Origin of the sequence: Iocasia fonsfrigidae (assembly GCF_017751145.1) — a bacterium.
Lineage (GTDB): Bacteria > Bacillota > Halanaerobiia > Halanaerobiales > DTU029 > Iocasia > Iocasia fonsfrigidae.
Window position 1 is genome coordinate 1,772,668 of record NZ_CP046640.1, and the last position, 12,133, is coordinate 1,784,800.

The 12,133-nt window shown below is 32.1% G+C and carries 12 protein-coding genes and 1 other RNA gene; 12 read left to right on the top strand and 1 reads right to left on the bottom strand.

All coding sequences use genetic code 11. The annotated features are described in order from the left end of the window. Complete coding sequence (gene aspS, locus GM661_RS08450; RefSeq protein WP_230869608.1) at positions 1–1,773, top strand: aspartate--tRNA ligase; 1,773 nt, start codon at positions 1–3, stop codon at positions 1,771–1,773. Here the strand turns inward: aspS and GM661_RS08455 are convergent. Then, positions 1,770–2,078, bottom strand: coding sequence for a hypothetical protein (locus GM661_RS08455; protein WP_125989921.1), 309 nt, complete (start codon positions 2,076–2,078; stop codon positions 1,770–1,772). The genes aspS and GM661_RS08455 overlap by 4 nt on opposite strands. Positions 2,079–2,224: 146 nt before the next feature. Here GM661_RS08455 and ssrS point away from each other — a divergent pair. From ssrS to GM661_RS08505, 11 genes are all read left to right on the top strand, one after another. After that, positions 2,225–2,401: non-coding RNA, 6S RNA (gene ssrS, locus GM661_RS08460), on the top strand. A gap of 167 nt (positions 2,402–2,568) precedes the next feature. After that, positions 2,569–3,150, top strand: coding sequence for a 5-formyltetrahydrofolate cyclo-ligase (locus GM661_RS08465; protein ID WP_230869609.1), 582 nt, complete (start codon positions 2,569–2,571; stop codon positions 3,148–3,150). Beyond that, the gene (locus GM661_RS08470; protein WP_407929654.1) at positions 3,146–4,483 is read left to right on the top strand and encodes a replication-associated recombination protein A; all 1,338 of its coding nucleotides are present in this window, start codon (positions 3,146–3,148) and stop codon (positions 4,481–4,483) included. The genes GM661_RS08465 and GM661_RS08470 overlap by 5 nt, the downstream gene beginning before the upstream one ends. Before the next feature lie 36 nt (positions 4,484–4,519). Continuing rightward, positions 4,520–5,146, top strand: a complete 627-nt coding sequence (locus tag GM661_RS08475) for an IMPACT family protein (RefSeq protein WP_230869611.1) — start codon at positions 4,520–4,522, stop codon at positions 5,144–5,146. A gap of 119 nt (positions 5,147–5,265) precedes the next feature. Next, a complete protein-coding gene (locus GM661_RS08480) occupies positions 5,266–5,703 on the top strand; it encodes an RrF2 family transcriptional regulator (RefSeq protein WP_125989929.1) in 438 nt (145 codons plus the stop codon). 12 nt (positions 5,704–5,715) lie between these two features. Next, positions 5,716–6,885 carry a cysteine desulfurase NifS gene (gene nifS, locus GM661_RS08485; protein ID WP_230869612.1) on the top strand — a complete coding sequence of 390 codons (1,170 nt, stop codon included), beginning with the start codon at positions 5,716–5,718 and terminating at the stop codon, positions 6,883–6,885. Positions 6,886–6,919: 34 nt separating this feature from the next. Beyond that, positions 6,920–7,306: a Fe-S cluster assembly scaffold protein NifU gene (nifU, locus tag GM661_RS08490; protein WP_330165246.1), complete on the top strand. Its 387-nt coding sequence runs from the start codon at positions 6,920–6,922 to the stop codon at positions 7,304–7,306. 398 nt (positions 7,307–7,704) lie between these two features. Further along, positions 7,705–8,214, top strand: a complete 510-nt coding sequence (locus GM661_RS08495) for a hypothetical protein (RefSeq protein ID WP_230869613.1) — start codon at positions 7,705–7,707, stop codon at positions 8,212–8,214. Between the two features lie 144 nt (positions 8,215–8,358). Next, entirely contained in the window at positions 8,359–9,243 is an 885-nt protein-coding gene (locus GM661_RS08500; protein WP_230869614.1) for a hypothetical protein, read from the top strand. Positions 9,244–9,785: 542 nt separating this feature from the next. Continuing rightward, positions 9,786–10,424, top strand: coding sequence for an MATE family efflux transporter (locus tag GM661_RS19180; RefSeq protein WP_407929655.1), 639 nt, complete (start codon positions 9,786–9,788; stop codon positions 10,422–10,424). Between the two features lie 58 nt (positions 10,425–10,482). Then, positions 10,483–12,075, top strand: coding sequence for a hypothetical protein (locus GM661_RS08505; RefSeq protein ID WP_230869615.1), 1,593 nt, complete (start codon positions 10,483–10,485; stop codon positions 12,073–12,075). The last annotated feature ends 58 nt before the right edge of the window (positions 12,076–12,133 follow it).

Sequence of the window (12,133 nt, forward strand, 5' to 3'; positions counted from 1 at the left end):
ATGGGTGAAGTAAAAAAGGGATTTAAGAGAACCCATCACTGTGGTAAATTATCTCTGACAAATGCAGAGGAGACTGTTACTGTTATGGGTTGGGTTCAGAAAAGGAGAGATCATGGTGGGGTTATTTTTATTGACTTGAGGGACCGTTCAGGTTTTGTACAGGTTGTATTTAATCCTGATATAGATGAGGAGTCATTTCAACTGGCAGATCAACTGCGTTCAGAGTACGTTGTAGCTGTTAAGGGAAAGGTAGAAAAAAGACCAGAGGGTAATATTAATCCTGATCTCCCTACAGGTGAGATTGAGCTTAATGGCAGGGAATTAATAATTCTTGATAAAGCAAAAACTCCTCCTTTTATAATTGATAATGATATAGACATAAATGAGGATATTAAACTAAAGTACCGTTATCTTGATCTGAGAAGACCTAAAATGAAGGATATTATTGCCTTGAGACACCAGGTAATGAAAGCTACCAGGGATTATCTTGATGAAAATGAATTTTGGGAAGTTGAAACCCCTATACTGGGTAAGAGTACTCCTGAAGGTGCCCGGACATATCTGGTGCCCAGTAGGATTAATCCTGGTAATTTTTATGCACTGCCACAGTCACCACAGATCTATAAGCAGTTATTAATGGTTTCTGGGGTGGAAAAATACTTTCAGATAGCCAGGTGTTTTCGGGATGAAGATTTAAGGGCAAATAGACAGCCTGAATTTACCCAGATTGATATTGAGATGTCATTTATTAACGAAGAAGATATCTTTGAAATGGTAGATGGCCTGATGAGGAGATTATTTGCAATTAAAGGTATAGAACTACCAGCAAGATTACCAGTCATGAGCTATCAGGAGGCTATTGATAATTATGGTTCAGACAAACCTGATCTGAGGTTCGACATGAAAATTAAGGATATATCTGATTTAGTTATTGATAGTCAATTTAAGGTTTTTAGTGGTACTGTTGCAAATGGAGGTCAAGTCAGGGGTATTAACTTTAAGGGTGGGGCATCTTCGCCCAGAAGTAAAATAGATGCTTATACTGATTTTGTTAAAATATATCAAGCAAAGGGTCTGGCCTGGATAGCACTTAAAGAAGGCAGCTTGAAATCACCTATTACCAAGTTTCTCACTGATGCTGAGATAGATGGTATTAAACAAAGAATGCAGGCTGAAGAAGGTGATTTGCTCCTGTTTGTTGCTGATAATCCTTCTATAGTGGCCAGTTCACTGGGGAATCTGCGCTTGGAAATTGCTAAAGAAGAAGGTCTTGTTGACCAGGAAACATATGAATTTGTTTGGATTGTGGATTTTCCATTACTTGAATATAATGAGGAAGAGGATCGCTATGATGCAATGCATCATCCGTTTACCTCGCCACTTGACGAAGATATTGCTTTATTGGAGATGGAACCAGAAAAAGTGAGATCGAGAGCCTATGACCTGGTCTTAAATGGTGAGGAATTAGGTGGTGGAAGTATTCGTATTAATAATCGTGAACTACAGGAAAAAATATTTAAAGTCTTAAATATTGGTGATAAGGAAGCAGAAGAAAAGTTTGGATTTTTACTGGAGGCCTTTGAATATGGTACTCCTCCACACGGTGGAATTGCTTTTGGACTCGACCGTTTAATTATGATCCTTGGTAAAACAGAGTCTATTCGGGATGTGATAGCTTTTCCTAAAACTCAGAAGGCGACTTCTCTCTTAACAAATGCTCCTTCAAGAGTTTCTGAAAAGCAGTTAAGGGAGTTAGGAATTAAAGTAGACTAAATAATATTTGTTTTTTGTTTATCAAAAACCGATATTATATCATGGACTGCATTAGAACCTCTTGAAATAATAATACCGGTAATTATGTAATCTATTATTGGTTGACTAATTCCTATATCAAATTTTTGTAAGATACCTATGTGTGTTGAGATACATAGGATTATTCCTACTACGGCAGCTGCGATCCGGCTGCCATTTTTATTTTCTCCTCCTTTAATAAAAGGCATGGCACCTTTAATTGCATTAGTTACCACTTCAACAATAACAGCCAGCAAGGCAATTGTTGTCAGGGATTCGGCAACCATTTGATTACCCCCTTTCTTATTATAAAGATATGTACAAAAAACTCTTAATATTACTCATTCTTTTAAGCATTTTCCTGTTTTTACTAGTGGCCAATATGCTTGCAATGACAGGGTTTTTATGATAGTATATATTTAAATTAAGAGTGGTTGTTCTACTGTGTGCGTGATGATTATACAATTTTTGACCAACACCTACACATAGGGAGCCTGGACTCTATCTGCGGCGCATATGCCTTTTTGCAGGACATGTAAACCAGATAGGAGGGCACCCACCTGGAAGATAGGGATCAAAAACAGTGATCACACGGCATGGTGGAACATACGAAAAACTAACCATTAAGGTTAGTTTTTTTATAGGCATAAGATACTATAATTTGTATAATTATAGATAAATATATATTATAAAAAACTAGTTATTATAGATTAGCTAGTAATTTGCTTAAAATAGTATTATAATTAGATTTGTAATTATTTTAAGGTGGTGATAAGTATGATAGATAAGAAAAAATTAAGGGAAAAATATTTAGCTAAACGCAGCTCACTTACAGCCGGACAGGTTAAAAAGGCCAGTGATAAAATAGCCGCTAAATTTCTGGATATAGTTGATAGAATAGCTGCTGAAAGGATTATGCTCTATTATTCCTTTAGAAATGAAGTCATTACCCATGATATTATAGATAAATTATTGGTTCAAAATAAGGAGGTTTTTCTCCCTTATACAGTAGTGGCCGAAAAAGAGCTCCAAATAAGTCGGATAAATGATATAAAAGAAGATTTGATTGAAGGGGTTTATGGGGTTATGGAACCAAGGAAAAAAGAAAATCAATCTATCAAAGATTTAGATATAGTTGTAGTTCCGGGAATGGTTTTTACTAAAAAAGGGTATCGATTGGGTTATGGTGGTGGTTATTATGACCGTTTTCTATCCCGTTTATCAGAAATTACCCGGACAATTGGATTTGTATTTGATAGTTTTCTGCTGAATGAACTTACACTTGAGGAGCATGATTTACCAGTTGAAATGATTATCACTGAAAAAAATATTATTGATTTCAGGGGTGATGATTATTAATCTCTTTGAACAAAAACAATCTGAGGAGATGGCAGATAAACCATTGGCTTTTCGCATGCGTCCCCGTACACTTGATGAGGTTTATGGTCAGGAAGAGATTATAGGTGAGGGGAAATTGTTAAATCGGGCTATTAAGGCAGACCGTTTACAATCACTAATTTTTTATGGACCTCCTGGTACTGGAAAGACAAGCCTGGCTTATGTGATAGCTAATCATACTGAGGCAGATTTTATTCGTTTAAATGCTGTAACATCTGGTGTGAAACAATTGCGTGAAGTAATTAAACGGGCAGCTAATAATTTGTCATTACATAATCAAAAAACAATTTTATTTATAGATGAGATTCACCGTTTTAATAAATCTCAACAGGATGCCTTATTACCTGCTGTAGAAAAAGGGACGATAATAATGGTAGGGGCTACAACAGAAAATCCATATTTTGAGGTTAATTCACCATTATTATCACGTTCCAGGATATTTAGTTTGAAACCACTGCAAGATAAAGAAATTATCTCTATCCTGAAAAGGGCCCTTAGTGATAAAGAACGGGGGTTGGGTGACTATGAAATAGGTATTGGAAAGAAAGAGTTGGAATATATAGCTGACTTAGCAGCTGGTGATGCAAGGACTGCCCTAAACGCCCTGGAATTAGCTGTCTTGACAACCCCTCTTGATGAAGATGGTCTAATAACAATAAATAAAGAGGTAATTGCTGAATCACTACAAAAGAAAGTTTTAAATTATGATAAAAATGGTGATAATCACTATGATAATATTTCAGCTTTTATTAAGAGTATACGTGGTTCAGATCCTGATGCAGCATTATTTTGGTTAGCTAAGATGATAGTGGCCGGTGAGGATCCTAGATTTATTGCCAGGCGCGTGATTGTTCATGCTGCAGAAGATATTGGGCTGGCTGACCCTGCGGCATTAGAGATAGCAGTGGCGGCTGCTCAGGCAGTTGAACATGTTGGTTTTCCAGAGGCACGAATACCCCTGGCTGAAGCAGTTCTTTATCTAGCCACAGCACCTAAGAGTAATTCAGTAGTAAGAGCTATAGATACTGCAGTGAATTATGTGCAGAATAACCCTACTGGTTCTGTTCCATTACATCTGCGAGATGTCCATTATCAAGGGGCAGAAACCCTGGGACATGGTAAGCAATATAAATATCCTCATGATTATCCAGATAATTATGTTAAACAACAGTATCTACCTGATGGTTTAGATGGTTTAGAGTTTTATCAACCTGGAACAGAAGGTAAGGAGATTGCAATAAAAGAAAGAATGATAAAACTGTATAAAAGAAATGTTGGGCGGACAGATGAGTAATATCTTTCTTTGGTATTATCAAAAGGAGTGATAGGGGTGGAAGAATATTTTTATACAGCAGCCAGTAGGATTGAAGTGATAAATAAAGTAAAAGATAGTAAGTTTTTTGCTAGTATAGCCCCTATAAATAATGAAGAAGATGCGAATGACTTTGTTAGTAATATTAAGAACAAATATCATGATGCTAGCCATAATGTTTCAGCATATAAACTGGGTACTGGTGATCAGGCAATAAAATATTCTAATGATGATGGTGAACCAGCTGGATCCTCTGGGCCTCCTGTATTACAGGCTATTGAAGGTGAAGGTCTTAGTAATACCGTGATAGTGGTAACACGGTATTTTGGAGGTACTAAATTAGGTATAGGTGGTTTGATAAGGGCCTATGGTAATAGTGCCAAACTTGCTATTAAGGAAGCAGGCATTAAAAAGCTTGAACTATTTGATAAACTTATTATTTCAGGAACCTATCAATTAATCGGTACTATCCTGGGTCAGATTGAAGCAGTAGGTGGTCAGATATTGTCTACTGATTATAAAAATGATGGTGGAGATATAAATGTTTTAATCAGACCTGTAAATTATCAAACACTGGAAAAAAAATTGATCGAACATACTGGTAATAAAGTGGATATAAGAGTTGTTGAAAGGGTTTATTTATAAGATTTAGAGGAGTATTTTTTAAGTATTTGGGAGAAATTATTGACAGTTTGTAACTACTATGCTAAAATAGTATTAGAAAGTTGATAAGATTACTAGGAATTCATACAGGGGTGACAGTTATGAAGATTTCTACCAGGGGAAGATATGGTTTGAGAGCGATGATTGACTTAGCTGTACATGAGAACATAGGGGCAATCCCTTTAAGAGAGATTGCTGAAAGGGAGAAAATATCTGAACAGTATTTAGAGCAGTTGTTTGCTAATTTGAGAAAATCAGGACTTGTTAAGAGTGTGAGAGGAGCACAGGGGGGTTATCTGTTAAACCATCCAGCTGAAGAAATTACAGTTAAGGATATTATAACAGCACTGGAAGGTCCGATTGCCCCGGCTGAATGTGTAATAGATGATAATGATTGTGATTATAATAGTAATTGTGTTACACAGAAACTCTGGATACAGGTTAAGGAGAAAATTGATGAGTTTTTTGATTCAGTTACTTTAGCCAGCTTAAAGCGAGATTATCAAGCTAATCAAGGGAATTTTATATACCATATCTAAGGGGTGATAATAATGAACAAGATATATTTAGATAATGCAGCAACAACACCTGTTGCAGAGGAAGTATTTGAAGCCATGAAACCATATTTTACTAATTCTTATGGTAATCCATCAAGTGTTTATACAACTGCTCAGGAAGCTGCTATGGCTGTAGGTGAAGCGAGAGAAAGGGTTGCACGTTTACTTGGGGCCAGTAGTGATAGGGAGATTATTTTTACTTCAGGAGGCACAGAGGCCGATAACTTGGCTATTAAAGGGACTGCGATGGCTCTTAAGTCTAAAGGGAACCATATAATTACATCAAAAATTGAACACCATGCTGTATTACATTCCTGTCAATACCTTGAAAAGTATCTTGGTTTTGAGGTTACTTATCTGGATGTTGATAAAAAAGGGTTTGTTGACCCTATTGATGTGAAGGAGGCAATTAGAGACGATACCATACTGGTTACAATAATGATGGCCAATAATGAAATAGGAACTATAGAACCTATTAAAGAAATTGCTAAAATTACACGGGAAAAAGATGTTTGTTTCCATACTGATGCTGTGCAGGCAGTTGGTCAAATTCCAATAGATGTTAATGATTTACAGGTAGATTTATTATCATTATCGGCTCATAAAATTAATGGCCCTAAGGGTGTGGGTGCTCTATATGTTAGAAAAGGTAGTAAACTTACACCTCAAATGTCAGGTGGTGCCCAGGAATGGAAACGCAGAGGTGGTACGGAGAATGTACCGGGTATAGTAGGTTTAGGAAAGGCTGCTGAATTAGCCTTAGAAAATATGGATAATAAAAATAAAAGAATTAAGAAGTTGAGAGATAGATTGATATCAGGTATAAATAAGGAGATTGATGATGTTATTTTAAATGGTCCAGAAGGTGAAAAACGCTTACCCAATAATGTTCATTTCTGTTTCAAATATATTGAAGGGGAATCTATTTTATTAAATCTTGATATGTTGGGTATTGCTGCTTCAAGTGGTTCAGCTTGTACTTCTGGTTCTCTTGATCCATCACATGTTCTTCTGGCTATTGGACATCCACATGAAATTGCTCATGGCTCATTAAGACTTACCCTGGGAATTAATAATACTGAAGAAGATGTTACTTATCTACTTGAGGTATTACCGGGAATAATACAGAAAATCAGGGATATGTCTCCATTATATAGTGTATAATTGACATAATCGTTCAATGAAAGGGGAGGTTATAATGTATTCTGATAAAGTAATGGAACATTTTAATAATCCGCGTAATGTTGGTCAGATAGAAGATGCTAATGCTGTAGGTGAGGTAGGGAATGCAGTCTGTGGAGATATTATAAAACTCTATCTTAAAATAAAAGATGATGATGTTATTGAAGATATAAAATTCAAAACCTTTGGTTGTGGGGCAGCTATTGCTACCAGTAGTATGGTTACCGAATTAGTCAAGGGCAAAAAAATAAATGAAGCCCTCCAGATAAGCAAAAATACTGTTGCAGAAGCCCTTGATGGTTTACCACCTGCTAAAATGCATTGTTCTAACCTGGCTACAGATGCCCTTAAAGATGCTATAAATAATTATCATGGCAGCAGTAAGAGCAAAGGAGATAAATAGTTCAATATTAGATAACAATAAATATTTGTTTAAATAAGAGAATAAAAGGGTCCAGGGGTTATAAGTTAACCCCTGGATCCTTTTACTTTGAGTAAAAAATTGCTTTATCATATTTGATGATTATAATTTTCTTTATTAAATGAATAGAGTATATTATTTTTAGAAATTTTTTGCAGAACAGCGATATGATTCTAAAGACCTATTAAATCTTTTTATATATAAAGATATAATAGTGATTGTGTTTGTGTAAATTTATTAAATTTGCTATAATTTCATTTTTTTTATTCATAATGCGGAGTACCTGTGGTATTTTGTTTTAATATGATTTTTAATTATTTAACCATATTATTAACTGGAGTATAGAAACTTAACACAGATCTATAAAGGAGATTTTAAAATTGTATAATAAGCGATTTGAACTTGTTTTTCTATTTTTAATAAGTATAATACTATTGTTATTAACTGCCTGTGATTCAGCTCCAGCTGATGATATTTTAATTAATAATTTTAGAGAACATAGAAGTGATTTCAAGAAATTAATTACTATGTTTAGGCAGGATAAAGAATTGGGCTATATTTCTCAGAAAACAATCTCTCCTATGGATGCTATCAGTGAAGAAAGGAAAAAAGAGTATAGGGATTTATTAAAAGAATTAAAGATTAAGCAGATAAAAAGCTATGATAAGAATGAAAATATTGCATTTAATGTCTATGCGGTAGGTCTTAGTGTAACAGGTGCAGCCAAGGGCTATGAATATTGTGAAAAGCAAATTCCAGCACATTTAGAGGTGGTAAGAAACCTGGATGAGGATTACCAGAAGGAGAGAGAGAAGGATGAACCTTTAGCATATTACAAATTTAGACATATTGAAGGAAATTGGTATTTATATTATAGTGTTGATGATTAGGTTCAAAAAACCTTTTTGTTCATAGTTGTCTTGACGAGCAGAATTAAAGAGGGTATGAGGGGAGAGTGGAAAAAGTTAAATTTTAGTTTAGAAAAAAGTATTATTTATATTTATAAAAAATCAAAAAATTGAGAGGTATATATTATGTTGTTAATTTTATTCTCGTTATTAAGTTGTTTAGTTGGAGTAAGTATATTAGTTGGAATTAAGATTCTTATTGGGTTTGAATTGACTTCTTTAAGTTTGTTTTTTATAATTCCTGTTGGCTCAATAATTTCTGGTGCGATAATGACTTCTGGATATTCATTAGGGATAAAACGATTAAATATAAAACCTGCCAAGAAACAGATTAAAGTACTGGTAATAATTGCTGTTTTAATGTTTTTTCTTGTACAATTTGGGTATTATCAGGTGACTTATATAGATGATGATTATAGTTACAATTATAGGTTCAAAGGGAGTCATGTTAGTGAATTCTACTTTAAAGATACAAACCAAGAAGTAAACTTTTTTAACTTTTTGATTGATAAAGTAAATTCTCAATCAATAAGTTTTAGTCATAAAAGGCATACAATAGGAAATGTAGAAGGGAATAAGTTTGTAAACTGGTTATTTTTTGCGTTGGATTTTTTCGGTTTTTTATTTGGCGGATATGTTGTATACAGTGCTTTTATTGAATCTGCTATTTATTGTAAAAAGTGTAGTAAATACATGAAAGAAAAGGAATTACTAAAGATTGTTGATAATATTCAGGAGCAGATTAACAATATTATAGAGTATTGTGATGAAAAAACTGAGAATTCATCAAGAATTATGGAAATTATTGATTCAAATCCATTTGAAAGAGAGAATACTAGTGAAATCTTTGCCAATGGAATATTACATTATTGTCAAGAATGTCATGAAGGGTATTTGTGTTTTGAATTTTATATAATAAATGAAAAAGGTAAGTATAATCATAATGAAGAATCTGATGTGAAAGTAAGACTTAGCAGTAATACAGTTAGTGAAATACTTAATAGTATTTAATTGTTAATTTTTATAACTTTATTTATCTAGAACATTTTATGGTTTCAAGTATCCAAGATTAAAATTAACATTATAAAATACATAAAAGGCTGAAAAGATAGGAATAAAGGGTTATCCGTTAGATGTACATTATAAATTGGTGAATAATATAGATGCTAGTATTACAAAAAGTAAAGATTATAATAATAATAATAATAAAGTTGGGATCCGATTGGGGAAAAACATTTGATAAAAGCTGGTGTTTTAAAATATCAAAGAAAAGAACTTTTTCAAGCAAATAATATGGAAAGGGAAGAAATTAGAATAAACAATTTTTTTGAGTAAATCGTTAGGTTTAAAAGAAAAGTTAGACTAGATTAGTTAAAGAGGGGATAGATATTAAATTTGATTTAGGGATTATCTATCGGGCTTTATTGTTTAACTTGTCAGACCTAATTATAGTATTTTTAATTTTAAATCATTTTACTAAAAAGGAGAGTAATGTCCCTAAATTAAGGTGGAATAAATTAAAATTAAGAAAGATATCTTTAGATATTCTTCTTATGGGTATATTTCCCTATTTGTTCTTTTTAAGCCAAACTTTTTATAATATATTTATAAACTGTTTTACTAATTTTAGTATAGAGCAATTAGTGAGTATTAGTTTAATAAATACAAATATATATATACCTGTACTTTCACTGCTTAGTGTTTTTTGCTGGCTTAGACCTGTTTTTACTTATAACTATACTAAAAATAATTTTATTAGAACAAAGAAATTATTATTTAACTGTGCTTTAATTTTACCTTTATTAGTATTAAGTTTATTAATTCCACTAATATTTTTTAAAAATATCCTGAATTTATTTGTTCATGACCTAAATATGATTGATACGGCAAGAAAGGTTCTTAATTATTATATTTTTATAATTCCCCTTCTTTTATTCAAAGGTATTATCTTTGTTTATTTACAATCAATAGCTAAAAAATTAAAGTTGGCGGTAATTTATATAAGTAATATGTTATTACTTATTGTACCTTTATATATAATGTGGCGTTTTCATATTGAAATTGAATTTAATGGTTGGTTGTTTTTAAATATTGTAATTGCATCTTTGATGTTTATTATTTCTTTAATATTTTTTATCACTGAATTAAAAAGTTTAAAGAATAAAATAACTTTAATATGTCCGTTAAAATAATAAAAAAGTATATTGTTTTATTCTTAATTGAATCAAAAGAGGCAGTAGAGGTGATATTGTGAAAAGTAATATTAAGATGATTTTCTTCTTAATTGTATTTATTATTTTAATACAATTATTTAATTCTATTATAGTATATTCTTCAAATAAAAGTATTAATAAAGATATTAACTATGAAGAAGTATTAAGTATTGATTTAATTACGAATAATTCAAAAATAGATTATTCTTTAAGGAATAATGGTAAAAGCATTTTAAGAAGGGCAGGTATTGAGACTTTTACAGTTGATGATAAAGAGAAAATATATCTATCTAATTTTGCTACAGGAAAGATTATAGTCTATTGCAAAAATAAATTTGAGCAGGAAATTGATATCTCTAATTTTTATCAACCCAGGGATATAGGTATTAATAATGATTTATTATACATATTTGAGGATCAGGGTAAAATAAGAGAGATTTTTCTTGAAGATGGACGTGAATTGAATGAATATGATATCCCAACTATGATTAAAATGGCAATTCAGGAAAGAAATAAATTTAACAAGACTATGCCTATAAGATTAGTCAATAACTATCAGGATAAACAAATATCTGTTTTATATGATACTAATTTTCTTAATTTATTTAGAAGTGGAGAAAAAAAAGAAATAAATATGGATAAATTTAAGCTGGATTTAAAAGGGCAGATATATAAACAGTTGATAGGGATTGATGAGCAGGGATATATATATATCCTGGGAACAGAGGTGAGAGATAAAAATGACAAAATTGAAATCAAAGAACGAATTTATAGGTTTAACAATACTGGAAAATTATTTGGAATAGCTGATACTGTTGATGAAAAAAATTATATTGTTCCATTTAAGTATTTAGATATTAATAAATCGGGGGATGTTTTTCAATTATTGGTAAAAAAGAATAAACTTAAGGTTTTTAAACTTAAATTTAAAGAAAACAGTGACTTGAAAGTACTAGAAGCGGCTAATAATACACAAGATATGACTACTATTGATAATTTTTCTTCAGTGGAAGATAAGTATTTAGCAGTTAGAAAAAATTTGTATAATAAAGCTATTGAACTTATTAATTTAAAATGGACTTATGACCCTAAATCTAATACAAATAAACTAAGTGATGTTGTAACACCAATTTATTTAAAAAAAATAAAAGAAAAACGAAAAATGACGGGAATACCGTATTGCTGGGGAGGATATGATTCCCTAAAAACTAAAAGCAAGAGTCAAAAATGGGAAAACTTTGTAGATGCAGTTAGCAAAGGAGCTATTGTGGGTAATGTAGGGGTTACCCTTAATTATGTACCTCGAACAACTGGTCTGGATTGTTCAGGACTGATATCAGTTGTTTTAGATTTGGATTCTAGAGAGCCTTCCTGGAAGTTTCTTTACAGCAGTCAATTGGCCGAGAAAATTACTTATAATCAATTAGCATTAATGGATATGCTTGTTAAGAATGGACATATGTTTTTTTATGTTACTAAAAATAATTATGGAATAACTTCTATTGAAACAAATACAGTGGGCAGCCAGTGGAAGGTTAAATTTTTCAATTGGTCCTGGAGGGCTTTAAGGGATATGAATTATAGTGCTAGGAGGTATAAAGGTTTAGCCAGAAGTATCTCTAAGAAATAAGGTAGGGATATTGATTTAACCTTATACATGAAATATATAAAAAAAATAGGGGGAATAT

Coding starts and splice junctions, on each gene's coding strand:
- GM661_RS08465 (WP_230869609.1), top strand. CDS start 2,569: ATGATAGATAAGAAAAAATTAAGGGAAAAATATTTAGCTAAACGCAGC.
- GM661_RS08480 (WP_125989929.1), top strand. CDS start 5,266: ATGAAGATTTCTACCAGGGGAAGATATGGTTTGAGAGCGATGATTGAC.
- GM661_RS08455 (WP_125989921.1), bottom strand. CDS start 2,078: ATGGTTGCCGAATCCCTGACAACAATTGCCTTGCTGGCTGTTATTGTT.
- aspS (WP_230869608.1), top strand. CDS start 1: ATGGGTGAAGTAAAAAAGGGATTTAAGAGAACCCATCACTGTGGTAAA.
- GM661_RS19180 (WP_407929655.1), top strand. CDS start 9,786: ATGGGTATATTTCCCTATTTGTTCTTTTTAAGCCAAACTTTTTATAAT.
- GM661_RS08500 (WP_230869614.1), top strand. CDS start 8,359: ATGTTGTTAATTTTATTCTCGTTATTAAGTTGTTTAGTTGGAGTAAGT.
- nifS (WP_230869612.1), top strand. CDS start 5,716: ATGAACAAGATATATTTAGATAATGCAGCAACAACACCTGTTGCAGAG.
- nifU (WP_330165246.1), top strand. CDS start 6,920: ATGTATTCTGATAAAGTAATGGAACATTTTAATAATCCGCGTAATGTT.